The 26,367-nt window shown below is 35.1% G+C and carries 24 protein-coding genes; 13 read left to right on the forward strand and 11 right to left on the reverse strand.

The window, feature by feature from the left end; translation table 11 throughout:
* From PHX18_06555 to PHX18_06610, 12 genes are all read left to right on the forward strand, one after another.
* A partial coding sequence (locus PHX18_06555) for a sugar phosphate nucleotidyltransferase (GenBank protein MDD3594270.1) occupies positions 1-459 on the forward strand: 459 nt, incomplete at its 5' end.
* Positions 460-468: 9 nt separating this feature from the next.
* The gene (gene rfbG / locus PHX18_06560) at positions 469-1,548 is read left to right on the forward strand and encodes a CDP-glucose 4,6-dehydratase (GenBank protein MDD3594271.1); all 1,080 of its coding nucleotides are present in this window, start codon (positions 469-471) and stop codon (positions 1,546-1,548) included.
* Positions 1,549-1,567: 19 nt separating this feature from the next.
* Positions 1,568-2,935: a lipopolysaccharide biosynthesis protein RfbH gene (gene rfbH, locus PHX18_06565; GenBank protein MDD3594272.1), complete on the forward strand. Its 1,368-nt coding sequence runs from the start codon at positions 1,568-1,570 to the stop codon at positions 2,933-2,935.
* A gap of 65 nt (positions 2,936-3,000) precedes the next feature.
* On the forward strand, positions 3,001-3,360 hold the full coding sequence (locus PHX18_06570) for a four helix bundle protein (protein MDD3594273.1): 360 nt from the start codon (positions 3,001-3,003) through the stop codon (positions 3,358-3,360).
* On the forward strand, positions 3,350-4,273 hold the full coding sequence (locus PHX18_06575) for an NAD-dependent epimerase/dehydratase family protein (protein MDD3594274.1): 924 nt from the start codon (positions 3,350-3,352) through the stop codon (positions 4,271-4,273). The genes PHX18_06570 and PHX18_06575 overlap by 11 nt, the downstream gene beginning before the upstream one ends.
* 10 nt (positions 4,274-4,283) lie before the next feature.
* Entirely contained in the window at positions 4,284-5,102 is an 819-nt protein-coding gene (locus tag PHX18_06580; GenBank protein ID MDD3594275.1) for an aldolase/citrate lyase family protein, read from the forward strand.
* Positions 5,095-5,754 (forward strand): SDR family NAD(P)-dependent oxidoreductase, encoded by a 660-nt coding sequence (locus PHX18_06585; GenBank protein ID MDD3594276.1) that lies wholly within the window; start codon positions 5,095-5,097, stop codon positions 5,752-5,754. The genes PHX18_06580 and PHX18_06585 overlap by 8 nt, the downstream gene beginning before the upstream one ends.
* Complete coding sequence (locus tag PHX18_06590; protein ID MDD3594277.1) at positions 5,745-6,845, forward strand: hypothetical protein; 1,101 nt, start codon at positions 5,745-5,747, stop codon at positions 6,843-6,845. The genes PHX18_06585 and PHX18_06590 overlap by 10 nt, the downstream gene beginning before the upstream one ends.
* A 19-nt stretch (positions 6,846-6,864) precedes the next feature.
* On the forward strand, positions 6,865-8,757 hold the full coding sequence (locus tag PHX18_06595) for a thiamine pyrophosphate-binding protein (protein MDD3594278.1): 1,893 nt from the start codon (positions 6,865-6,867) through the stop codon (positions 8,755-8,757).
* Entirely contained in the window at positions 8,757-10,451 is a 1,695-nt protein-coding gene (locus PHX18_06600; GenBank protein MDD3594279.1) for a methyltransferase domain-containing protein, read from the forward strand. The genes PHX18_06595 and PHX18_06600 overlap by 1 nt, the downstream gene beginning before the upstream one ends.
* Positions 10,451-11,782 (forward strand): radical SAM protein, encoded by a 1,332-nt coding sequence (locus PHX18_06605; GenBank protein ID MDD3594280.1) that lies wholly within the window; start codon positions 10,451-10,453, stop codon positions 11,780-11,782. Before PHX18_06600 ends, PHX18_06605 begins: the two co-directional genes overlap by 1 nt.
* The gene (locus PHX18_06610) at positions 11,782-13,038 is read left to right on the forward strand and encodes a glycosyltransferase family 2 protein (protein MDD3594281.1); all 1,257 of its coding nucleotides are present in this window, start codon (positions 11,782-11,784) and stop codon (positions 13,036-13,038) included. Before PHX18_06605 ends, PHX18_06610 begins: the two co-directional genes overlap by 1 nt.
* Here the strand turns inward: PHX18_06610 and PHX18_06615 are convergent.
* From PHX18_06615 to PHX18_06665, 11 genes are all read right to left on the reverse strand, one after another.
* A complete protein-coding gene (locus PHX18_06615) occupies positions 13,030-15,381 on the reverse strand; it encodes an endonuclease MutS2 (GenBank protein ID MDD3594282.1) in 2,352 nt (783 codons plus the stop codon). The genes PHX18_06610 and PHX18_06615 overlap by 9 nt on opposite strands.
* The gene (gene ribF, locus PHX18_06620) at positions 15,378-16,286 is read right to left on the reverse strand and encodes a riboflavin biosynthesis protein RibF (GenBank protein MDD3594283.1); all 909 of its coding nucleotides are present in this window, start codon (positions 16,284-16,286) and stop codon (positions 15,378-15,380) included. Before ribF ends, PHX18_06615 begins: the two co-directional genes overlap by 4 nt.
* Positions 16,287-16,292: 6 nt before the next feature.
* Entirely contained in the window at positions 16,293-17,162 is an 870-nt protein-coding gene (locus tag PHX18_06625; protein MDD3594284.1) for a glycosyltransferase, read from the reverse strand.
* 35 nt (positions 17,163-17,197) lie between these two features.
* Positions 17,198-18,565, reverse strand: coding sequence for a 23S rRNA (uracil(1939)-C(5))-methyltransferase RlmD (gene rlmD / locus PHX18_06630; protein ID MDD3594285.1), 1,368 nt, complete (start codon positions 18,563-18,565; stop codon positions 17,198-17,200).
* Positions 18,543-19,712 carry an LL-diaminopimelate aminotransferase gene (locus PHX18_06635; protein ID MDD3594286.1) on the reverse strand — a complete coding sequence of 390 codons (1,170 nt, stop codon included), beginning with the start codon at positions 19,710-19,712 and terminating at the stop codon, positions 18,543-18,545. Before PHX18_06635 ends, rlmD begins: the two co-directional genes overlap by 23 nt.
* Before the next feature lie 66 nt (positions 19,713-19,778).
* Positions 19,779-20,462, reverse strand: a complete 684-nt coding sequence (locus PHX18_06640) for a DUF881 domain-containing protein (GenBank protein MDD3594287.1) — start codon at positions 20,460-20,462, stop codon at positions 19,779-19,781.
* A 15-nt stretch (positions 20,463-20,477) separates the two neighbouring features.
* Positions 20,478-21,602: a hypothetical protein gene (locus PHX18_06645; protein ID MDD3594288.1), complete on the reverse strand. Its 1,125-nt coding sequence runs from the start codon at positions 21,600-21,602 to the stop codon at positions 20,478-20,480.
* A 6-nt stretch (positions 21,603-21,608) separates the two neighbouring features.
* A complete protein-coding gene (locus PHX18_06650) occupies positions 21,609-22,826 on the reverse strand; it encodes a hypothetical protein (protein MDD3594289.1) in 1,218 nt (405 codons plus the stop codon).
* Between the two features lie 8 nt (positions 22,827-22,834).
* Entirely contained in the window at positions 22,835-24,274 is a 1,440-nt protein-coding gene (locus tag PHX18_06655) for an MBOAT family protein (GenBank protein MDD3594290.1), read from the reverse strand.
* Positions 24,275-24,343: 69 nt separating this feature from the next.
* Positions 24,344-24,826, reverse strand: coding sequence for a 2-C-methyl-D-erythritol 2,4-cyclodiphosphate synthase (gene ispF, locus PHX18_06660; protein MDD3594291.1), 483 nt, complete (start codon positions 24,824-24,826; stop codon positions 24,344-24,346).
* 3 nt (positions 24,827-24,829) lie between these two features.
* Positions 24,830-25,561, reverse strand: a complete 732-nt coding sequence (locus tag PHX18_06665; protein ID MDD3594292.1) for a type II secretion system protein — start codon at positions 25,559-25,561, stop codon at positions 24,830-24,832.
* Between the two features lie 166 nt (positions 25,562-25,727).
* On the opposite strand from PHX18_06665, the gene rpsP reads away from it, so the two are divergent.
* A complete protein-coding gene (gene rpsP, locus PHX18_06670) occupies positions 25,728-26,345 on the forward strand; it encodes a 30S ribosomal protein S16 (GenBank protein MDD3594293.1) in 618 nt (205 codons plus the stop codon).
* The last annotated feature ends 22 nt before the right edge of the window (positions 26,346-26,367 follow it).

Genomic DNA, 26,367 nt, shown 5'->3' on the forward strand with positions numbered 1-26,367 from the left:
GATTATAACGGTAACGAACCTTTTATGCTTACTTACGGCGACGGTGTTTGTGATGTTAATATTAACGACCTTATAGCTGCTCATAAACAATCAGGGAAACTGGCAACAATGACAGCAGTGCATCTTTCAGGTCGTTTTGGCGCATTGATAATAAAAGACAACAATATGATTACCTCTTTTATGGAGAAACCAAAGGGAGAGGAAAGTTGGATTAACGGCGGATATTTTGTATGCCAGCCGGAAGTTCTGGACTACATTTCCGATGGCAATGATGTAATATTTGAAAGGACTCCGCTTGAAAATCTTGCTAAAGATAACCAACTGAACGCCTTTAAACACGACGGATTTTGGCGTCCTATGGATACACTGAGAGATAAAACAGAACTCACAGAATTATGGCAGGTATACAAAGCGCCTTGGGCAGTCTGGCAAAAACAGGCTGTTGGCTTAAACGGTTAAGGAGCAAGAATGTACAATAATATCTATAGAGGGAAAAAAGTTCTATTAACAGGTGCAAGCGGGTTTAAAGGCAGCTGGCTTGCTATTTGGCTAACTACTTTAGGAGCGGAAGTTTTGGGATATTCATTAAGACCAAACACAGCTCCCTCCATGTTTAAAGAGCTTAAAATAGACAAACATATAAAAAACATTTTCGGCGACATAAGAGATATTAAAAAACTGGAAAAAGCATTTAATAAATTCAAGCCCGATGTGGTTTTTCATCTGGCAGCACAGCCTTTGGTAAGACTTTCTTATTCTGAACCTCTTTTAACGTATGAAACCAACGTTATAGGCACATTGAATGTTATGGAAGCAGCAAGAAAATGTAAAAGCGTTCAGGCGTTTGTCAATGTTACAACAGACAAATGCTATGAAAACAAGGAAATAGAACGTGGTTACAAAGAAGATGAGCCTATGGGCGGGCATGATATGTATTCCTCTTCAAAAGGCTGCGTTGAGATTATGTCCTCATCATACAGACGCTCTTATCTTCTTCACGATGGCTACTCTATGGCAACAGCAAGAGCAGGCAATGTTATCGGCGGTGGTGATTGGGCTTTAGACAGGTTAATTCCTGATTGCATAAGATATATCAATGAAAATAAACCTATAGAAATACGGAATCCTGTAGCGGTAAGACCATGGCAGCATGTTTTGGAACCTCTGTCGGGTTATTTGCTTTTAGGTGAAAAACTTTTAACAAACGGTAGAAAATACGCAGAAGGCTTCAACTTCGGACCAAATGAAGACAGCGTATTAAAAGTAGCTGATGTTGCGCAGAAGGTTGTTGAATTTTACGGCAAGGGTGAAGTCGTTATGCATAAAAAAGACGACCTTCATGAAGCAAATCTTCTAATGCTCAATATCGAAAAAGCACAGCAATTACTTGGCTGGGCACCAACCTTTAACGCTTCAGAAGCTATACAAGCAACTATTGAGTGGTATAAACGTTTCTATAACGGCGAAAAAATGAACAACTTTACAATCTCGCAAATAAATTATTTTGAGGAAAAAAGTACTGCAAGAGAAAAAATATTAACTGTATAAAAAGGAGAAATTTTAGAAAATGGAACAAGAATTAAGAAATAAAGTAAAAGAAGCGGCGAGAGAATACTATAAAGCAATTTACGATAAAAAACGAGAATTCAACTACATACCCGCATCAGGGAAAGTATTAGGAGTTGAAGAGCTTGAAAATATGATGGATGCCTCGCTTGATATGTGGCTTACAACAGGCAGATTTAACGATGAATTTGAAAAAGAATTCGCAAAATATCTGGGTGTAAAATATGTGCTGTCGACAAACTCAGGCTCCAGCGCAAACTTGCTTGCGTTATCGGCTTTAACATCAACAAAATTAGGAGATAAAAGGTTAAAAAAAGGTGATGAAGTCATCACCGTAGCGGCAGGGTTCCCCACAACAGTTAATCCTATTTTGCAGCAAGGTTTGGTTCCTGTATTTGTTGATTGCGAAGTCGGTACATATAATATTATGGCTGAAAAAATAGAAGAAGCATTAAGCTCAAAAACAAAAGCCATATTCTTGGCTCACACTCTCGGCAATACTTTTGACCTTGATGAAATATCCAAACTATGCGAGTCAAAAGGCTTATGGCTTATTGAAGACAGCTGTGATGCCTTAGGCGCTGAATTTGACGGTAAAAAGGTCGGTACTTTCGGGCATATTTCTACATATAGCTTTTACCCCGCACACCATATTACAATGGGTGAAGGTGGAGCCGTGGCGACAAATGACCCACTATTATACAGAATAATAATGTCCTTCAGAGATTGGGGCAGAGATTGCTGGTGTCCGCCCGGTAAAGACGATACTTGTAAAAGACGTTTTAAGATGCAACTTGGCAACCTGCCTTTTGGATACGACCACAAATACACATATTCTCATATAGGCTTTAACCTTAAAATCACTGACTGGCAAGCTTCTATAGCTTTAGCTCAATTGAAAAAACTGCCGGAGTTTTTGAAAAGAAGAACAGAGAATGCCAATTATTTACTCAAAAAACTTGATGATTTAAGACCATATTTAATTTTGCCCGAGGTAGATGAAAGAGTAAAGCCTTCTTGGTTTGGATTTTTAATTTCGGTCAAGCCAAATAATGACTTTAATAAACAAGAGCTTGTTGAACATCTGGAAAAAAATGGTATCGGTACAAGACAGCTATTTGCAGGGAATCTTCTAAGGCAACCTATGATGGTTGAGGATAATATCTCTCTCAGAATAGCCTATTCCGGACTTTTGAACTCCAAAGATTTAACCGAAGAACATTATGAAATGCTTCCAAACACCGACTTTATTATGAACAACACTTTCTGGATAGGAACCTTCCCTGCGTTGACAGAGAATGAGCTTGATAAGACATCCGATGTTATTCATGAGTTTATCAAACAAGCAGCAGGACAGTTAAGCAGCTAATAGCTTAAGGGGTGAAGAGCTAGACAGTTAAGCAGCTGGAAAGCTAAGAAGCTAAGAGGATTTTAATGTATAAAAATTTAGCTATTTGGAATGAGGCAATAGCACTTATCAAAATAATTTATTCTATTGCTGACAATTTACCAAAATCTGAGGAGTATAATTTAAAAGCTCAACTTAAGCGTGCCATTGTATCTGTTGCTTTAAATATAGCAGAAGGTAAAAATAGAAAAACCGCAAAAGATTTTGCGAATTTTTTGAATATGGCATCAGGTTCGCTTTCAGAAGCATCTGCAATACTTGTAATTTCCGAAGAATTAAGTTTTACAGAAGTAGACAAAGATATCTATGATAAAATAGATGTATTAAATCGACGTATTAACGCTTTAAGGTTAACGCTGATAAGGAAAAATACAAATGAAAAATAGTACCTCAGCTTCTCAGCCTCCGGGCTTCTCAGCTTCTGTTCTTCTCACTGGCAGCGGCGGGTTTATAGGTAAAAATATCAAAGAAAGCTATTTGGGCGAAAAGTATAATATCACTGCACCGAGAAGCTTTGAAGTCAACTTAATCGATACTGACGCTGTGGATGAATTTTTCAAAGATAAAACCTTTGACGTTGTTATCCATTCTGCTGTAAAACCCACTCACAGAAACTCAAAAGACCCGACTAACGGCTTTTATTCAAATATGAGAATTTTTGAAAACCTTGAAAGGCATAAAGACAAGTATGAAAAATTCATTAATTTAGGCTCAGGCGCTATATATGATGTTTCCAAAAATAACTCCGATGTAAAAGAGGACGATCTTTATAAAAATATGGGTACAGATGACCATAGTTTTTGTAAATATGTCATGCAAAAACAAATCGATAAACTGGATAATTTCGTTAACCTCAATATATTCGGCATATTCGGTAAATACGAAGACTGGCAAATAAGATTTATCTCAAACGCTATTTGCAAAGCAATTTATGGGTTGGATATAACCTTAAGACAAAACCGTAGATTCAGCTACCTGTTCATCGATGATTTAATGCCTATTTTAGAGTTTTTTATAGAAAACAATGTTGAACATAAAAGTTATAACATCGTACCTGATGAAAAAGTTGAATTGCTGCAATTAGCAAAAATTGTTAAGAAATTGTCAAATAAAAATATAAATATAAAAGTGGCAAATAACGGCTATGGGCTTGATTATACAGGGAATAACCGGCGTTTAAAAAACGCCTTTATGGATATTAAATTTACAAATATAGAAAAATCAGTATCTTTGTTATATAATTACTACGATAAAAACAAAGATATAATAGATAAACAATTATTATTAAAAGATAAATAAGGGTAAGGGCATGAATAATTTAGAAAAAAAGATGGTACAAACCTTGATTGATTTACGGGAAAACCATCATGTAATTGGAATAAAAGCTGAGTTTGAAGCTGAAGGCACAAGAATGGAAGAAGCCTTAAGGCTAAAAGAAGTCGTTACAAGGGCCGGCTTGGATTTGACTATTAAAATAGGCGGCTGCGAAGCTATTAAAGACATGTACGATGCAAGAACAATCGGAGTAAATGCGATAGTTGCACCAATGATTGAAACCCCTTATGCTCTTAAGAAATATATTCAAGCTACAAAGTTTGTTTTCCCCGAAGAAGAAAGGGAAGACGTTGCATTCTTAATAAACACAGAAACTATAACAGGATATCAGAATATTGATAAAATGTTGGCTATTCCGGAAGCAAAAGACTTGACAGGTATTGTACTCGGGCGTGTTGATATGACAGGTTCTATGGGTTTATCAAGAGAAGATATTAACAGTGAAGAAATTTTTGACATAGCTAATAATCTTGCCATAAAAGCTCTTGAACATAATAAAAATTTCATTATAGGCGGCGGGGTATCGGCACATTCGCTTCCTTTCTTTAAAAAACTGCCCCAAAATGCTTTATACAAATTTGAAACACGTAAAATTATCTTTGATGCACAAAAAGCACTCCAAGACCCTAATTCCGATAAAGGTATACTAAAAGCGGTAGGGTTTGAACTTATGTGGTTAAAGAATAAAAGAGAGTTCTATAAAATGATCTTTGAAGAAGATTGTCAGAGGCTAACAATGCTTGAAGCAAGATATAAAAAACTTATCGAAGAGGCCGGCGGAGTTTATGCGTAGGGTTTTGATTACGGGTGCCTCAAGAGGTATAGGTAAAGCAACAAAGGAACTCTTTGAACAAAAAGGCTTTAACGTCTTCGCTCCTGCAAGAAGCGAAATGGACCTTGCTTCCAACGATAGTATAAAAGCATATATGAGCGCTATCGGTGAAATAGATATCCTAATCAATAACGGCGGCATCAATGATTTAGCCTCCATTGAAGAAATGACTGAAGAAAAAATATCAGAAACCCTGCAAGTTAATCTCATATCTCAAATGCGGTTAATAAAACTTGTGACCCCTTCTATGAAAAAAAATCGTTACGGCAGAATAGTAAATATAGCTTCTATTTGGTGTGATTTTTCAAAAGAACGCAGGATTATGTACAGTGTATCAAAAGCAGGGGTTAAGGGTCTGACTGTAGCTGCAGCTGTTGAATTATCCCAATACAATATTCTGGTTAATGCACTTGCCCCGGGTTTTGTTAACACTGAATTAACTGCTCAAAACAATACCCCTGAGCAAATTAAAATTCTGGAAGAGGCTTTGCCGATAAAAAGGATGGCACAGCCTGAAGAAATAGCAAAAGCAATATACTTTTTAGCCGGTGAAGAAAATACTTTTATTACAGGCCAAACCATCTTCATTGACGGAGGATTTTCATGCGTATAGAAGAACTGACTATAAAATCTAATATAAAAAATTATACGGTATATTTTGAAAGCAGCGACAATTTCTTAAAAGAACTTTCTATGTTAGAGAATAGCGTATTTATTGTTGACGAAAATGTTTGGAATCTGCATAAAAACGGCTGTTTAAGCTCAATCCCGAAAGAAAAGTTAATAATTCAAAAAGTTTGTGAAGAAATTAAAAACATTGAAACAGTATGCGAACTTTACGAGAAAATCATGTCTTATGCCCCAAGAAAAAATCTTAATCTTATTTCTATAGGAGGCGGCATAATACAGGATGTAACCGGATTTACGGCTTCTTCTTTATATAGGGGCGTTAATTGGATATTTGTTCCTACAACCCTTCTTGCACAGGTTGACAGCTGCATCGGCGCTAAAACTTCACTTAACTTTAAGCACTTCAAAAACCTTGTCGGAACTTTTTATCCACCATCAGAAATCCACATTTACCCCGAATTCCTGAAAACACTCACAAAAGAAGACTATTATTCAGGCATAGGCGAAATGGCAAAGCTTCATCTTATGAACGGTGAAGAAGATACAAAAACATTTATAAAATCGTTACCGTTATTGGATATAATTGACCCTGTATGCGTACTTAAGCGAACTCAAAATTGTCTGAAAATTAAAAAATCTTACATTGAAGACGATGAGTTTGATATGGGAAAACGCAATATGCTGAATTACGGGCATTGTTTCGGACATGCAATAGAAAGTGCAACTGATTTTGCTATATCTCACGGGCAAGGTGTCGTCGCGGGCATGCTTTTGGCAAATGAAGAAGCTTGCAAAAGAGGTCTTCTAAGCGAAGAAAACAAAGATTTTATTAAACAAAATGTGCTTTTACCGTCGTTAAAAACAAATATGGCGAAAATTAGTATAGATGTAGAAAAAACCATTGCTGCGATGGGACAGGACAAAAAAAACACGGGTAAAGGTCTTGCTCTTGTTATGATAAAAGACGGTTATGAAATGGTAAAAATTACAGATATGGCACCTGATGCAGCAAAAGCAGTGTTAAATGAGTTTATTGATAGAATAAAAAATTGCGAGGTATTGAATACTTTATGAGTAGGCAAGGAACCATAGAATGATTAAGCTAAGTGATTATATAGCAAAAAGATTAAAAGAATTCTATCAAGTCAGGAATTTTTTTATGGTGTCAGGCGGCGGGGCTATGCATTTGAATGACAGTTTGGGTCAACAAATTCCATACATAGCCAACCATCACGAGCAGGCTTGTGCCATAGCGGCAGAAGGATATGCCAGAATCAATCAAGAACTTGCGGTAGTTAATGTTACAACAGGTCCGGGCGGATTAAACTGTTTAAACGGCGTATTCGGGCAATGGACAGACAGCGTTCCCGTATTATATATTTCAGGTCAGGTAAAATTCTCTACAACTATAGCAGCTTGTCCCGACGTTCCCTTGAGGCAGCTTGGTGACCAGGAAGTAGACATCATAGGCGTAGTCAAGCCGTTAGTGAAATATGCAAAAATGGTAACTGAACCTAACGAAATCAAATATCATCTTGATAAAGCCGTTTATGAAGCAACTACAGGCAGGATGGGACCTGTATGGCTTGATATTCCCATGAACGTACAAGGCGCTTTAATTGATGAAAATGAGCTTTTAGAATTTAAGCCGCCTGCAGCACAAAATTATGACTTAAAAATTGATGAAGTTATAAATAAATTATCACAGGCAAAACGTCCCTTGATTATAGCAGGGCACGGGCTTACGCTATCTAAAACAAATAAATTGTTTAAAGAATTTATAAAAAAAACCAACATCCCTGTTGTAACAACTTTTAACGGTTTCGATATTTTGCCCGATAACCACAAAAATTATGTGGGCAGAATAGGTACAATAGGTCAGCGCTGCGGTAATTTTACACTACAAAATGCTGATGTGATACTTTGTCTGGGTACAAGAAATAACATCAGACAAGCAAGCTACAACTGGGAAAATTATGCCAAAAACGCATTTAAAATAGTTGTAGATATAGATGAAGCAGAATTAAACAAACCGACGGTTAAACCTGATATTGCTGTTTGTGCTGATTTAAAAGAGTTTTTACCCGAGTTATTCAATAAAATTAATTGTCATTCTGAATTCATTTCAGAATCGAACCAACATGCTCCCGGGCTTCGCTTCGCTACGGAGACAGGGTCACTCGCTTCGCAGAGCTTAGTGGTTCCCTTTGTCAACCAAGTTCAGCATGACGTGAGAAGGAGTTGGCTTGATTTTTGCAAAAAATTGCAAAATAAATACTCATTTGAAAACACTCCCGAATACGAACAGGAAGGAAGTGTCATAAAAGCCTACCATTTGGTACATGAACTCACAAAAGCAATGGCTGAAAATGACATAATGGTAGCTGCCAACGGCTCGGCTTGCGTTTGTTTGTTCCAAGTGGGCGTTGTAAAAGAAGGACAAAGAATTTTTTGGAACTCCGGTGATGCCTCTATGGGTTATGATTTGCCTGCTGCGATAGGTGCAAGCGTCGCAAAAGATAACGGAAGTGTTGTATGTTTGGCAGGCGATGGCTCTGTTATGATGAATTTACAGGAATTGCAAACTATTAAACATAATAATTTACCGATAAAAATATTCGTTATAAATAATGACGGTTACGCCTCTATTAAACAAACTCAAAGAAATTTCTTTAACGGCAGAATGACAGGCTCAGGCAGTGACAGCGGCGTTAGCGTTCCTGATTTTTGCAAACTGGCAGAAGGCTTTGGTTTAAAATCCGTAAAAATATCTAAGCCTGAAACACTTGCCGCCGAAATTAAAGAAGTATTGGACTGTAATGAACCTGTAGTATGCGAAGTTATGGTAGAGAATAACTACTCATTTTCGCCAAAACTATCCGCAAAAAAACTTGAGGATGGTACAATGATATCACCCAGCTTGGAAGACATGTTCCCGTTTTTAGACAGGGAAGAATATAATCGTAATATAATTGAAAGCAAGTAATGAAAAATAAGTGTATAATCTGCAAAAATAAAAATATAAGTCATAAAAAAGCAACGTTTGTTCCTTTTTTAATCGAGAGAATGTTTAATAATATAAATGTTGAAACATACTTCATTACCTGCAAAAATTGTGATTTTCATTATTCTTCTTATAGACCTAATGATGAAGAAATGGCAAAACTTTATGCGGATTACAGAGGTGAAGAATACCAAATACAAAGAGAACGATTAGAGCCTACTTACACAAAGGAATTAAACCTTGCCCTTGGAAACGACACGGCTGAATTAGAATTCAGAAAAAATTTAATTTTTAACACGCTTTGTAAGTTTGCAGATGTTAAAAAAATCAAATCTATATTAGATTTTGGCGGCGACAAAGGTCAATTTATTCCTGCTGAATTCATTTGGGCAAATAAATATGTTTATGATATTTCAGGAATAGAACTCGTTGAAGGTGTCAAACAGCTAAGTGAAGAAACAGAACTCAAAAAACACAAGTGGGACTTGATTATGTGTAACCACGTATTGGAACATGTTGATTATCCGTTAAATATAACCAACAAGATAAGTAATCTTGTAAAAAATGGCGGTTTTCTTTATGTTGAAGTTCCTTATGAAGACTATTTTAATATATATACTGAAAATGATTTAATCCCATTGCATGAACATATAAGTTTCTTTAGGCAGAAAACTTTTGATTACATCTTCAATCGTGATGATTTTATAATTTTAGAAAATAACATCGTTGAACACACCAATTGTTTAGGTAAAAATAGAATAATAAGTGTCCTCGTACAAAAGCGTAATATCCAAGATATGATTTATAGAAAAATAAAACGCTTTTTACAGCAAATTTTTTCCGTTAAAAATGATGATAATTGGCATAAAGTTATAACTATTTTGGGAATAAAAATCAAATTTAAAGACAAAATAATTCCATCTGCAAAAATTTCAGGAGTAGAACCCGAACACAACCCCAAATCCGAGCCTGAGCCTAAGTCTGAACCCGAGCCCAAATCCAAACCTGAAGCAAAACCTCAAAATATCATTATAAATGATAATCAAATTATACTTATAGAAAATGGGAAAGAAAAAAACATTCCTGCCGAAAATCTGCCTAAAGGATTATTGGCAAAATTTTCTACAAATAGCAAAAATAACATTATAAAAATCGAACTTCCACAAAATTTTTCTAATTCTTTAATAAACTTTGAAGATGCTTCTAATTGCTTTGTAGAGATAAAATCAACAAAAAACTATATAAATAATTTATATATTCACATGGGGCAATCTTATGATATGGAGATAAAAATAGGAAAAGATGTAAGTATATGTCAAGCAACTATTTTATCTAATCAAACAGGCAGCCGCATTGAAATCGGTGAAGATTGTATGATAGCTTCAGGTGTAAAAATCGTAGGTTCTGACGGACACACAATAGTTGATAATAGCAATGGTCAAATAATAAACTACCAAAGAAATAAATGCCATATAGGCAACCATGTTTGGTTAGGTGATGAGTGCAGAATAATGAAAAATGGAGTGGTACCAAATAATTCTATAGTGGCAGCCAATAGTGTTGTCAGTAAAAATTTTAAGGAAGAAAACGTTATCATAGCAGGAAATCCTGCCTGTATAGTAAAAAATAACATCAACTGGAAAAGAGATGTTCTGCAAATAAGAGGAGTTTTATAATGAAAAAGAAAACTTGTGAATGGCTGGATAGTAACGTTAGGGGTGGCTTAAATATCCTGGATGATAAAATATATCCTTGTTGCGGTCCGTCAAAACCCTTGTATGATGAAGAAAACCTTGACTATACAAAAATATCTCTTGATGAATTACAACAAAAAAGAAAAAAGCTTCAAGACTTGATAAATGAAGGTAAAGCTTGTCAGGGCTGTGAAAGAATCATAGAAAAAGAAGAGGATGAAATAAACGTCGGACCTGTGAGCTATTTATCAATCGGTCTTTTTGACACTTGTAATTTGAGATGTAAATATTGTTACTTCTCACATGAACAATTGGGCGCTAAACTAAAACCCGAAAGGACAAAAGTTCTACCGTTGGTTCAAAAATTTGCAGAAGGAAACCTTCTTAAAGATGATATAGGATTAGGTTTGGCTGGAGGAGAACCTTCATTATTTGAAGATTTACCGGAAACACTAAACTATTTAGCAGAAAAATATGCAACCCCTGATGTTTCGTTTATTTCTAATGCCTCCATTAAAAATAAAGCTGAGAGCCTGGCTAAAAAATTCCCTTATGTAAATAAAAAAATACTAAAACGATTGTATACCTCCATAGACGCAGGAACAAGTGAAACTTACAAAAATGTCAGGGGGCAGGACTTATATTTTACAACATGTAACAATGTTATAAATTATGCAAAAACAGATTCTTTTGAAGAAATTATTCTAAAATACATATTTTTATTTGACCATTCAAACACATCTGACAAAGATGTATTTGGCTTTTTAAATCTTGCCAGGATAGTGCAAAAACATCAAAAGGGTAAAACTATTATTACGATAGATTATGATATGTGTGCCAACAAGATTATGGATGATGAAATGATTGCTGCAGCCGGCAAATTGTACTACGGAGCCAAGCTCCTAGGGATTGACATAGTTTATTGTGGTGGCGCATTAGCCCCGGGAAATATAGCGGGTAAAGAAGCTATAGATAAACTTGAACAATTTGCACAAACTTATGAATATAAAGAGAAAAATGAGCAAGAAATGTATTACTTAGAAGAATTTAGTTCAAATATCAAACTTTCAAATATTGACGATATAAATGCAATAAAAATGGAATTACTCGAAGTCCAGGAAGAATTGAAGAACAAAATAAATGACTTGAACAATAAAACGGATAACATGTTAGCTGTAATAAATGAATTGAATGAAAAATCTGAGCAGAATTCATTTTTAGAGCAAATTTTTTCCGTTAAAAATGATGATAATTGGCATAAAGTTATAACTATTCTTGGAATAAAAATGAAGTTTAATATGAAGGAAAGCTGATGAGTTATAAAGAAGAATTAGAAGTAATACTAATCACGTATAACAGAGAGAAATACCTACAAAAAACTTTTGAACAGATTTTTGCAGATGATTCACCAATAAAATATTTGCCTATCACTATTTTAAATAACAAATCTACAGATGGAACATCTGACTTAATTGAAGAATATAGAGAAAAATTCCCTAATATCAAACACATTATTCACAACAGAAATATAGGTGGAAATGCAAATATTGCAAGAGCTTTTGAAATGGCAACAGCCAGGTACGTATGGGTTTTGTGTGATGATGATACATATGACTGGTCTAATTGGAATGAAGTACAACAAGCTATTGATGATAACTATGATTTAATTGTGGTGGCAAACTATCTAAATCCAAAGGAAAATAAGGTTAACCTTATTAAACAATTAACCTTTGTCCCGGCTGCAATATATAAAACAGAGCATATTACAGACACATCCATGATAAATGCCAATTATAACATATCAACTATGTTTCCTCAAATGGGCATTTTTGCCAAGTATCTTAATGATAATCTTAATATTTATATATGTAAGAATTGGGCAGTTAAGATGATTGATAATCTTGAAGATGCTTCCTATACAAGAGGCTGTGTAAATAATAATTTAAAACACCCATATATGACAAATTGTTATTGGCAATTTGGTTTTGTCAATGCAATGCAGGTCTTTAAGAATAAAAAGTTGAAAGAAGAACTTGTTGAGAATATAAATCTTGAAAATCATAAAGGTGTTGATGGCTATATGCACATGTTTGATTTAAATCAAAAACACTGTAATGGAACCTTGAAAAACTTAACAGACTTATTTTGCGTCTTAAATGAAAAACAGAAAAAAGAATTCTTTGAAGCCCTGATTAAATTTTATGGAAGCAAATTGGTTGTAGATTTAATCATAAAAACTCTGCAATTGTTAAATCTTAAAAAAATTAAGCTTATATGTGAAAAAGATTATGAGATAGAACAAACAGCGAATTCAATGTTAAAAAAGCAGACATTTTTAAATGAACTCTTGTCTTATATAGCCCCTACAATAAGGTTTGAAAAAACGCCTGAAGCCTTATATATTCACTTCTTTAAACTGTTTAAAACAAGGATTAAGAACAACACTATTAAACATATAAAAGAATGCTCAACCATAAGGTTTGAAAAAACGCCTGAAGCCTTATATATTCACTTCTTTAAACTGTTTAAAACAAGAATTAAACTAAAGAAAAAGCAAGAATTATCTTAAATCCACTATACTTACGCCGTCTGCACCTTCTGCCTGTTCGCCGGCTCGATACTTGGCGACGTAAGGTGAGTCATTAAGATATTCTCTGACCGCATTGCGCAAAGCACCCGTTCCATGCCCGTGTATTATAGTTACACTAGGCAAAGACGACATACTCGCTTCATCAAGGTATTTATCCAGCATATCGAGTGCATCAAGCACTTTAATTCCTCTGATATCAAGAACATTCGGCACTTGTACCCTTGAAAATTTGAAGCCTTTTCTTACCTTTTTAGACGGCGCTGCATTTGCTTTTTTATCGGTAATATAAAGGTCGCCTATCTTTACTGTAGTTATGACATCGCCTATTTTTACCTGAACCTTGTTTTTAACAGGTTCAGATACTATTTCTACAATCTGATTAAGGTTCTTAAAGTAAGCGGCTGCCCCTGTCTTGATTTTTTGAGGTTCCATTTTTTTATATTCAGGCGCTATTTCTTCTAAATCTCTGTCAAAACCTTCTGTTGCTGATTTTTCAATTTGGGATAACCTGGCAAAAGAGCGTCTTGCAAGCTTTTCACTTTTAGCTGCACGCACTTCATCAAGTATTTGTTTAATTTCCTGCTTTGCTGATATAACCTGAGATTCATATTTTTTCTTATATACATCAACAGTTTTTTTACGCTCAGCTCTTACTTTTTCCAGTTTTTCAAGGTAGCTTATTTCCAGTTTTTCAAGCTCGTCTTTTTTAACCTGTGTTTCCATAGTAGTTTTACTCAATTCCCTCTGAACCCCTTGCAAACCTTCAAGCACTTTTGCCGTGTTATCTTTTTGAGATAAATAAATTTCCTGCGCATTTTGGGCAATTCCATCATTAAGCCCCAGATTTTTAGCTATGGTGATGGCATTGCTTTTCCCGGGGATACCGACAAGTAATTTGTAAGTCGGTTTTAGCGTTGCGGAATCAAATTCAACCGAAGCATTCTGGAACCCATGATGGGTATAAGCCAAAGCTTTTAGCTCGCCATAATGAGTAGTTACTATGGATTTGACCCCTTTGTTATTCAAATATTCCAAGATAGCCTGCGCAAGCGCCGAACCCTCCTGAGGGTCAGTACCTGCTCCTATCTCATCCAACAATACAAGTGAATTTTCGCTGCTTTGATTTAAAATCTCTATTATATTTTTCAAATGGCCTGAAAAAGTTGACAAACTCTGGACCAGGCTTTGCTCATCTCCAATATCCACAAGAATTTTATCAAACAAATAAATATCGGCTTCAAGTGCAGGAACAAAAAGCCCTGCCTTTGCCATAATTACACAAAGCGCAACGGATTTTAAAATAACGGTTTTTCCGCCTGTATTTGAACCTGTAATTATCAAACTATTATAAGATTTGCCAATCTCCATATTATTTGGCACAACTTCGTCAATAATTTTAATTAAAATCGGGTGCCTAAACCCGTCCAGCTTCAATGTTCCACTGTCATTCAAGTCAGGTCGTACGGCATTAATTTCAATAGCGTAATGAGCTTTTGCAAATACGAAGTCCAGCTTGCTGATTATTTTATGATTTGCGGTTATATCACCGCTGTAATCCAAAATTTTAAAGGTCAATTCCTTCAAAATTCTTTTTTCTTCTTGCTGTATCTTTCCTTCAAGCGCTACTATTTTGTTATTAAGTTCAACTATAGCCTTTGGCTCAATAAACAGCGTTGAGCCGCTGGCTGAAACATCGTGTACAATGCCTTTAACATGGGCTTTATGCTCAACTTTGACAGGTACTACAAACCTGTCATTTCGCATTGTATAAACGCTTTCCTGCAAATACTTACCAAGAGAACTTATAGTACGGTTAAGCAAAGTCTTTAAATTAGCAAGGTTATCTCTGCGGGATGACTTTAAAGTCTTAAGTTCAGACGTTGCATCGTCTTTAAGCTCCAATTTTTCATTAAATTTGGAGTATATTTCTTCCTCAAACTCTTTATTTATAATAAACTCAGAGCAAAGTGCAGCAAGTTTAGGCGCTGCAGTATTATTTTTTTGAAAAAAAGAATTTAACAGCCTTGCCAGCTTAAAGCTCAATGCCGTTTCTATAATCTCGGGAGGGTTAAGAAACAATGTTTCTTTAGCGTCTTTAATAATTTCCTCCATATCACAAAGAGGTTCTAAAGGCGGTTTCAAAGCTCTGTCAAGCAAAAACCCGGCTTCCTGCACTAAATCAAGCTCATAGCTTACAAGTTCAATATCGCTGCTAAGCGCAATATCAGAGCATAAAAACTTTCCCCTTTGAGTAAGGGCAAAATTTTCAAGTGAAGATGTGATTTTGTCCCATTCAAGTTTCTCAAGGGTTAAGTCCTTCATAACGACCCGGCCTTAGCAACATCAAGTGCCATCTGTTCTTTTAAGGCTTCTGCTGTTTTAAATTTTATTTCATCACGTAATTTTTCAATAAAAGTGAACTCTATTGTTTCACCATAGATATCACGGTCAAAATCCAAAATATGAACCTCCAAAATTTCTTTTGGTGCAATATTAAACGTAGGGTGAAAGCCTGCATTTGCAACGGCTTTGTATTTAATATTACCCACGGAAACATAACCAAAATATACACCTGCTTTAGGAGCTATTTTATTTTCGGGAATTTCAAGGTTTGCTGTGGGATAGCCCAAGGTTTTACCTCTTTTATCCCCTTCTTTAACCATATTTTTAATTTTATAAGGTTCTAATAAAAGTTTAGCTGCAATCTCAACATCACCTGCTTTGATAGCATTTCTTATCAACGTACTGCTTATAATTTCATTTTTAATTTTTACAGCCTCAATTTCCCTGAATATAAAATCATACTCTTTTGATTTTTTGATAAAAAAAGCACTATTTCCTGACTGCTGACTGCCAAAATGATGGTTAAAACCTGTAGTGATACTTTTAGGGTTGAATTTCATTATAATTTGGTCAAAATACTGTTGTGCATTTAAAATAGCAATGTCACGGGAAAATTCGGGCATAACAACAATATCAACCCCAAGTTTTTGAAAAAGCTTTATACGCTCATCAGGAGTTTTTATAAATTCAGGCTTAACATTATAAAGCAGCTCCACAGGATGATTTTGAAAAGTTAAAATAACACTTTTTGTACATAACTGTTTGGACATATCAATCGCATTTTGTATAACTTTTTGATGCCCCAAATGAAGCCCGTCAAAGAAGCCTAACGCTAAAGAAGATGAATATTGAAATATTTCAGGAAGTTTATCTAATACTATCATCTTCAATTACTCTGTCTTTGGCTTTTTATCGTAAACAACAAGAATGTTCATTGCCAGAATTTTATTTAACAAACCTCTAAATATTTTTTCAATACGGCGGGTCTTAATTATCGCCACCAGCAAATAATAAGGAAAATCAACGGGTTTTAAAAATTTTAAAAGTTCTCTGAAAAACATCTGCTGATTATCATCTACCGTTTTAGCCGCACGGTTTATATAACTTGTTTGGTGCATCCGCCAAAAAGTAAGTTTTTCTTTTAAAAAGTAAAAATCATTTTCAAATGAAATCTGAGCCCAAAGCCACCAATCAACCCAGGCCTTTATAGGGGAGTCAAAATTGCACTCCATAAGGACGTTGCGATTTACCATAACACAAGAAAATGTCGGCACAAAATTATAAAAGAAAAAATATTTATAAATCCTGACAGGCTCAGTTACTTTATCAAAAACACCATATAATTTTTCAAAATATTTTTTCATCTCGTTTATTTTTTCCTGATTTCCAAACATTTCAATATCATTAAAGATAAATTTAACATCAGGATATTGATTTAAGACTGCAAGTTTTTTTTCTATATAATCAGGAGCAATATAATCATCGGACTCCAGAAAAGCAACAAACTCTCCTTGAGCTTTTGAAAGTCCAAGTTTAATTGTTTCTACAAGCCCTTTGTTTTCATTGTTTTGGTGGGTAAAAAGTTTTATTTTAGGATTTTTTGCGCAGAACTCTTTTATAAGATTAACCGAATTATCTTTTGAACCGTCATCAACAATGATTAGCTCCCAATCCTCATAAGTTTGGGCTATTACAGAATTGATAGTTTCTGCAATATAGTCCTGATAATTATAACTCGCTGTAATAAATGAAATTTTCATAAGTTAATTTTATTACAAAAACCGCCCGCTGCATATTAATTTGTTTTATTCAAAATCGCTATCGTTTCTACATGGTAGGTATGGGGAAACATATCAAACGGCTGAATTTCTTTTAATTCAAACCCGTTTGCAAGCAAAAACTTCACATCCCTCGCCAGGGTGGAAGGGTCGCAGCTTACGTAGATAAGTTGTTTTTTAACAAGTTTTATCAAAGTTGTAAGTGTTTCATCAGAACAGCCTTTACGCGGCGGGTCTACTACAGCTGTTTCAAAACTCCTGCCCTGCTCTGCCAAACTTTCTAATATTACCTGAGCATCACCCTGCAAAAACTCAACATTATCAACAGAATTAAGCTTCAAATTTTCTTTGGCATCCTCTATTGCACTTTTAGAATATTCGATCCCAGTAATATTTTGCGCTTTGCCGCTAAGTGCAATACTAAAAGCCCCTGCTCCGCAGTAAACATCAAGCAAACTTTGAACATTATCCACCTTATCTTTTATAAAATCAACTATATTGGAAGCGGTAGAGGGATTAACCTGAAAAAAACTGCCGGCACTGATTTTATAGATTTTATCAGAGAGTTTTTCTTTGACAAAATCATCACCATTTATTAAAGCAAAATCTTCTGTCATTATAAGATTTGATTTATCGGTGTTAAAATTTGCAAGCACGCCTTTTACCTGTGCAAACTCTTTCATAGTATCTTTTGCAAGCCGTTTTAACGCCGGCAAAATGTCTTTTGCATTTATCACAAATACCAAAACCAGGACATTTTCTTCCAATGAATACCTGAAAACAAAGTGTCTTAAAAGCCCCTTATGAGTTTTTTCAGCATAGCCGCTAAGCTGCAGTTCCTGCGCCCTTTTCTTTATAAACTCCGTTATAATATTGATTATCTTAGGCTGTATGGGACAGAATTTGATATTAACGAGCTCGTGAGAACCTTTTTGATAATAACCCGACAAAATTCTCTTCGAGTTTTTTGTTTGAGATACAGGCAGCTGAATTTTGCAGCGATATTCTGTAGTTTTAGGACTTGCAACGGTTGATTTCACATCAAAATCAACTCCCGCTATTTTTTTAAAGCAGTCTTTCACTATATTTTGCTTAGCCTCAAGCTGATAATCATAATCAATAAACTGCCATTGACAGCCGCCGCAAACATTATGCAAAGCACAAATCGGCTTCACTCTGGAAGGCGAAGGCTTAATAACCTCAAGAAGCTGCGCTTTATAAAAACTTTTATTTTTTGAAAAAGTTTTGACCCTTACTATATCACCGGTAACAGCACCATCAACAAAGACCGCAAGGTTATCAATCTTGCCGATACCTGCTCCGCCGTTTGCCATCGAAGTTATTTCAACTTCATAAATATAGTTATTTGTATCTAATGTTTGCATTTTTCATTCTTTGAACAGCTTCTTTAAGGATTTTTTCATCTTTGGTTAACGCTATTCTAAAGTAACCCTGACCGCATTTACCGTAGCCTGTTCCCGGCGGAACTACTACGTGCGCTTTTTCAAGCATTAAAGTAACAAACTCTTCGCTGCTCATGCCCGCAGGCGTTGGCAGCCAAAGATAAAAAGTAGCTTTTGAAGGCGTAATATCCCAACCTAAATCTTTTAAACCTTCTTCAATAATATCTCTTCTCTTTTGATACATTTTATTAAGGTTATCAATAACTTCTTTGGGGGTGTTATAAGCTTCTGTACCTGCTTTTTGTATGGCTTTAAACACACCGCTGTCGATATTGTTTTTAATTGTACCCAAAGCTTTGACAGCCTTAGCATTACCGCAGGCAAAACCTATTCTCCAGCCTGTCATATTATATGATTTACTGTGGGAATAAAATTCGATTGCAATATCCTTTGCGCCTTCAATTTCCAATATACTCGGCGCGACATAACCGTCATAAGTCATTTCGCTGTAAGCTTGGTCGTTACAGATTAAAATATCGTATTTTTTAGCAAACTCAACAGCTTTTCTGAAAAAATCCAATGTTGCAGTAGCGCCTGTAGGGTTATTAGGGTAGTTTAAAAACATAAGTTTAGCTTTTGATGCAATATCGGCAGGGATTTTGTCAAAATCAGGCAAAAACTTATTTTCAGCAAGAAGCGGCATATAATATGGTTCTGCGCCTGCTAAAATTGTACCGTTTTGGTAAACAGGATATCCGGGGTCCGGAACGAGTGTAATATCGCCGGGGTCAGCAAAAGCAAAAAATATGTGGGCAATCCCTTCTTTTGAACCTATCATAGCGAGCATTTCGCTGTTAGCATCAAGTTCAACGCCGAATCTTTTCTTCATCCAATCGCAGCTTGCCTGCCTAAACTCCAACGTACCCTGATAAGGAGGATAATCATGTGTAGAAGGGTCATCAATAGCTTTATGCATTGCTTCTACAACATTAGGAAGCGTCGGGGTATCAGGGTCGCCTATTCCCAAACTTATTATATCTATTCCTTTGGCTTTGGCTTCATCAATTTTTCTGTCTATTTCCGCAAATAAATATGGCGGAATTCTGTCTAATCTTTTTGACGGCTGCATATATCTCTCCTCGTTCTTCGCTGCTACTGTTTATCTTTTACCATAAACAACAGAAAGTTTAAAGGACTATTTTTTGTACCTTGGCACTGTAAGGTTATCATTCTTTTGTACATAAAGCTCGATAGCAAATAATTTCAAATATTCAGCCAACCCTCCGCGCATTGTTAATGCAGAGTTAATAGTATCATAATCACCTATCACTTTTATTTGATAAGGGGGGTTAATTTTACGTTTATTGATGACTATAGCATTGTCAACAGTAGTTATTGCACTTGTAGCTATAAGTCTTTCAGCGTTTACGGAAATAGCCTGCGCTCCCGCAATTTTAAGGGCATTAACAAGTTTAAGCAAGTCATCGCTCTGAAGGACATTTGTATAATTCTGCTCTGATTTTTCTTTTTGCATAGGCTCTACAACGTCTATAACAAGCCCTTTCCCTGTTATATCCGTCAAACCCGCGTCCATATATAATTCTTCAAGGTGTTTGGACTTCAAAGCAGGGTTGATACCATGCTTCAGTTCAAATATTTCTCGCTCCAGCCTTATTACTTCCTGATTTAGCTGCTCATTACTGGTGTTTAACTCTTTTAGTATCCCTACCAGACTTTCTATTTTTTTCATCATTGCACTGTCAGGTTCTTTGTATCCTGAATAGTAAACAAGCTGAACAGTAATAATACAGGCAAATATCGCCGATATAATTATTACAAAAACGCTGTATTTTTGATTTTCATCTAACTTTAGTTTCATAACTTTAGATTACTACTAAAATGAAAATTTTTCTTTGTTTTCTTTTGAAAAAATTATTTGCCCTGCTTTTTGTGTCCAGTGGGTATCATTAGGCCAAAAAACATCTTTTTCCCCGTTTTCTAAAGACCCTTTAAGTATTTTATCGGTATCAATAAAAATATATTCTTTTTTAAATTCTCTCATGTAAGGGAAAAACATACTTTGAGGATATTTTTCGCCTTTTACATAATCTCTGTATAAGGTCGTCTTATCAACAGTCGGCATAAAAATAAGCTCAATATTGTGCTTTTTAAGAAGCGCGGCAAGTTCATTAAAATTGTTATTTAATTTTTCTAATTTTTTCTTATCAATTTGAGAAGCATATTCCGTATCTTCAACAAAAAATAAAATTTTATCGTTATGGTTATAAGTGCTAAATAGCGGCTTTGACAAATCCCGAACAAGAACTTGGTTGTTTAAAGGTTTATCAGGAAATAATTTAAGCTGCGTAATATTTTTCAAATAGTTAAAATTATCTTTGTTTATAAAAAAATAACCTTTTTGAAAGTATACTTTTACAAAATCAGTAAGCTTGGTTAAATCAACTCCGTTATAAGCCTTTTTAATATCTTCAATTTTTGCGGTTTGTGTGAAATCATAATCTTTGGAAAAACGATTTTGCGCGTATCTTTCGTTACTTTGAATAAGAATGTATTTTGGTTGAATTTCATCAAGATAACCGCTGTTAGCCAGTTTTATTATGGTTTCTATAGAATATAAATCTTTAACGTCTTTAATTTCACTTCCAAAAGGAGGAATGTTTAAAACAGTAAAATTAAAATTATCAGCAATGGAGTCCTGATAAAACTGATTACCTATTCCGTTAGAAACAGAATCACCGATTGTAATCATATCTATGCGTTGCCCGTTATAATCTTTCAGTTGAATGTGGCGCTTTAAGCTGTAAATATTTTTCCTTGTAATACCTATAGAAGTTGTACCTAAACGATTTAAATCCCCTATATAAAAATCAGGGTTTTTAGGGGTTTGGGTAGTTAGCTCCTTAGTAAAGAAAAATGATAGCGCAAAGTTCACAGCTACAAAAATTAAAGCTGATAGTAACAACCAAAACATCAAAAAGACTATTTTTCTAATTTTCATATAACCCTACTTAAAGTAATTATATTTTTTATCGAACAAAGCTACTATAGCATTAGGAGTCCAATGGGTATCTCCTGCCCAGTATAAATCTTTAACCCCGTCTTTAAGTGCTTGGGATAAAATCACATCAGCGTCAACAAAAGTATATCTCTTAGGCAATGTTCTGGTATAAACATAGTAAGGATTAACAGGGAAGTCAGCTTCTTTTAAATAAGGTCTGTAAAGTAAAGATTTATCAGGCGGGGTCATCACTATCAATTTAATATCTTTTTCAGCAAGTATATCTGCCAGTTTATTTAAGTTGTCATTGGCTCTTGACATCTTTTCAGGCACAAAATCATCTAAAAGGTCTATATCGTCTTTATAGTAAATAATTACATCAGGTCTTTGGCTTGTAAACATTGGCTGCTTTAATTTTCTTAAATAAACAACATCGTTTAAAGTCAATTTTTCATCATTAAAATGCAGTTTGGCTAAATTATATAAGTATTTAAAATTACCTGTATTAATAAAATGGTAGCTTCCCGTAGGTGTTGCGACATCCAGTTCTACCTCTTTTTTAGGCTTAGCTGTAATAAATTTTTTAAAGTTAAGTTTCTCCTGGATTTTTTCAAACAAAACCTTAAACAAATCAGGCTTGGGCGGGGTTAACTGATTATTTTCGTAATCATGCGCATGCGGCTGATTATAAGCAAGGATTGGATATTTTTGAATCATTTCTTCTTTTGTCGGTACTTTATTCCAATCAATATCATCCTTTGCATAACGCTCCATTGAGGTTCTTAAAATGCTTTCTAAAATAATATATTTGGGTTTTATTACATCAAAATAGCCGCCGTTATTCATTTCTATAACTTGCTCGATAAAATCACCTGTTCTCAAAACAGGTATATTTAAAACGTTATAATTATTGTTTGTAGCTATTATATCCTGATAGGACGCTTTGCCGATACCGTTAGAGAAAGAATCTCCGATAGTAAGAACATCAACTTTTTCGCCTTTATAATTTTTAGCTTTAATGTGCTTTTTAGTAAACTCGGGGAAATCCCATATATTTGTTTTTGTAAATCTTACATAACCCAGCCTTGAAATATCACCAAAAAAATAGTTGCCTTTTGGTGCATAGGTAACTACTTCTTCAACACAATAATTCCATAAAAAGAAATTAAGCATCGCAAATAATCCTATAAAAATTATAAAATTACGAACAAAAGTCTTGTACATTTTTTCTCCTAAAAATTAAAGTATAAAAACTCGCTGATTTTTGACATATTTAATAAAATAACAGCATAAAGTAACATTAAAGCATAACCCATCCAAGGTTTAAATTTAAACCTTGCCATAATTTCATTAGAGTTTAAGCAGAAGAATATTAAAATAAAAGAAGCTGCAAATAATATAACACTGTCAGACATAACAATATAATCCGCACCATCTTTCAAAAATTTAATAGTATTATAGTTAAATCGCGGCAGTACAATACCGTTAAACCCAAACATAGCTTTTACTATATTATTTGCTATCGGGATTTCCGCAGCTCTAAAGTAAACAAATGAAATCACAGAGAATACAAAGGTAATTGCAATGGCGATAAATCTGGGCATTCCTATATTAAGCTTGCGCCACAGCCTGTGTATCACAAGCCCCCCGCCCTGCAAAGCGCCCCAGATAATAAACATCCAGCTTGCACCGTGCCAAAAACCTCCTATTAAAAACGTCGTAAACAAATTCACGTATGTCCTGACGTTTCCGACGCGGCTTCCGCCCAAAGGAATATAAATATAATCCCTCAAAAAACGCCCCAGCGTGATATGCCACCTGCGCCAAAAATCCTGTATACTGTCAGACTTATAAGGGCTGTTAAAGTTAAGCGGCAAATCAATATTAAACATTTTAGCTACACCAAAGGCCATATCAGTATAACCCGAAAAATCAAAATATAATTGAAAAGCATAGGCGACAGCAATTAACCAACCGCTAAAAAGAGTTACCTCCAATCCGGGAACAAATCCTGTGTTTACAATTTCTGCAAAGGAAGATGCCATAATAGATTTCTTAAACAGCCCTATTGCAAACATAAAAAGTCCCCATGTGATGTTTTTATAGCTCAATACCTTGTTTCTTAGCTTTTCAAATTGAGGCATAATCTCTTGGTAGTGAACTATAGGACCTGATATTAAAGGCGGGAAAAAACAAATAAATAAACAATAATTCAAAAAATCATAGTCTTTCACAATTTTTTTGTAACAATCAGACAAATATGCTATCTGTTTAAAAGTAATAAAGCTGATAGCCAAAGGCAATGCTATTTTAAGCAACGGTAAGTCTGCGTGAAAAACAGTATTTATATTGCTTATAAAAAAGTCAAAATACTTGTAATAAGCAAGCGCCAAAATATTCATCACTATACCAAAAGCTAAAAGCGCTTTGGGACTGATTGTACTCTTTTGAAAGTCATCCCTTACAAGCGCACTGCCAATTGCGTAGTTAAACATCATAGAAATAAAAATCAAGAGTAAATACTTAGGGTTGAACCATCCGTAAAAAACCAAAGAAGCAAAAAGCAGCCATGTTGTTCCGGCTATCAGCAATCTGTTCTTATTCAAAAGAAAATACACAGCTACCGCTATGGGTAAAAACGCAAGCATAAAAATATATGAATTAAATAGCATACAAAAAATCCCTCTCACTATTCAAAAATAATTTTATAATAAAAATTTTCTAACGCAAAATACGTAAACTTATCTTTTGATTAAAAGCACAACCGCCTGAGCTGCAACAGAACGCCCCTCACCCATAGAATCCAGTTTTTCGTTGGTCTTTGCTTTAATGGAAATTTGTGTTTGAGCAACCTTCAGGGTATCGGCAAGCGCCTGCCTCATCAGAGGAATATAATCATTCATTTTAGGTTTTTGGGCAATAATAGTCGAATCTAAGTTACTTATAGTATAGCCTTCATCCAAAATAAGATGGTTAACATGCTCCAGCAATTTAAGGCTGCTGATATTTCTGTATAATTCATCATCGGGAGGAAAATGTGTTCCTATATCGCCTAAAGATAAGGCTCCAAGCATAGCATCAATAATGGCATGTATCAAAACATCAGCATCACTATGACCTAACAAACCTTTTATATAAGGGATTGTAACACCGCCAATAACCAGCTTCCTGTTAGAAACCAATTCATGAATATCGTACCCCTGTCCAATTCTTACATTTTCCATAATTTAATACTGCATCGTCCAGCCGTCTTCTAATATCCGGCCGGCACAACCCATACCGTTTGTATCAGCTGCACGACAAGTAGTCTTAGGGATTTTATTGTCATACTGCCCTCCGAAAGGATAAAGCTCCAAAACTTTGTAATCGGTAATCCACATACCGAAAACATCCCGTCCCCAGGCATTAGGCGATTTTTCTCCGTTAACATCAATTACCATATAACCGCAAACACCCCTCATCGGGTTATCAATGGTGTTGTCCGTAGAGAGATTGGTTTCACAATCTGTACCAAAACTGTGAATTAAATAAGAAGCCCCTCTTACATTTTTGAAATAGTAGTAAGTGGCAGCCTCTCCATCATTCAAAGCAGCAACCTGATTTACTATAGAATCGCTTGTGCCGCTGCCGTCATAGTTGGGGTTAACAAACTGAGTAAAGCAATCCATATCATTTTTTTTACAATTTACAACGGTTGATAATACGGAAGTTAAACTATTGCCAAACTCTAAGGGGTCATCAGTCTGAAATTGCCCCGTACACAGAAATCTTTTTCCGCAATCTTCTTTAACCACCATTTCGGTTACAGCGCTGAATGTTTCAGAGAACATTCTTTTGTACGCACTTACTAATTGTGTTTTTTGTATATTTTCCAGTATTGACGGTATAGTTAAAACCGCTACTATACCTATAACCATCAAGGTTACCAATACCTCAGCCAAAGTAAAACCTTTTTTCATCTTTAAATTCAAACCTAACTCGTATACTAACTTTGGTAAGATTATAACAAATCATCTAATAAAAATCCAGTTTTATTAATATGTTAAGGTATTTTAAAAACTGCTTGTCTATATTGAATGCTTGTGGTATCAATATAATTAAATATCAAAAGGAGAAAATCGTATCATGGTAAAAATTCGTTTAAAACGCTTAGGTTATAAGAAAAACCCTGTCTTTAGAATTATTGTTATTAATTCAAGAGAAAAAAGAGAAGGTCGTCCTATCCAGGAATTGGGCTTCTATAACCCTAAAACAAAAGAAATGAAATTAGATAAAGCTGCAGCCTTAGATTGGGTAAAAAAAGGCGCTCAAGCCAGCGAAACCGTACAATATTTATTGAACAACTGCAACGAAGACGGTACTTTAAACTACAAAAAAGCTGAAAAAGAAAAACTTTCTAAAAAAGCTGTAGCAAAATTGGAAGAACAGAAGAAATCCGAAGCGGAAGCTAAGGCAAAAGCCGCAGAAGAAGCAAAAGCAGCGGCAGAAGCTCCCAAGGAAGAACCAGCTCCTGTCCAGGAAGAAGTTGTTGCAGAAGCTCCTACAGAAGAGGAAGCGCCCGCTAAAGAAGAAGCTGTTGCAGAAGCTCCTACAGAAGAGGAAGCGCCTGCTAAAGAAGAAGCTGTTGCAGAAGCTCCTACAGAAGAGGAAGCGCCTGCTAAAGAAGAAGCTGTTGCAGAAGCTCCTACAGAAGAGGAAGCGCCTGCTAAAGAAGAAGCTGCTGTTGAAACTGCAGAAGCATAATAATGAATACAAAAAAAGGCTC

The organism is Candidatus Gastranaerophilales bacterium (assembly GCA_028696075.1).
GTDB lineage: Bacteria > Cyanobacteriota > Vampirovibrionia > Gastranaerophilales > JAILCC01 > JAQVHS01.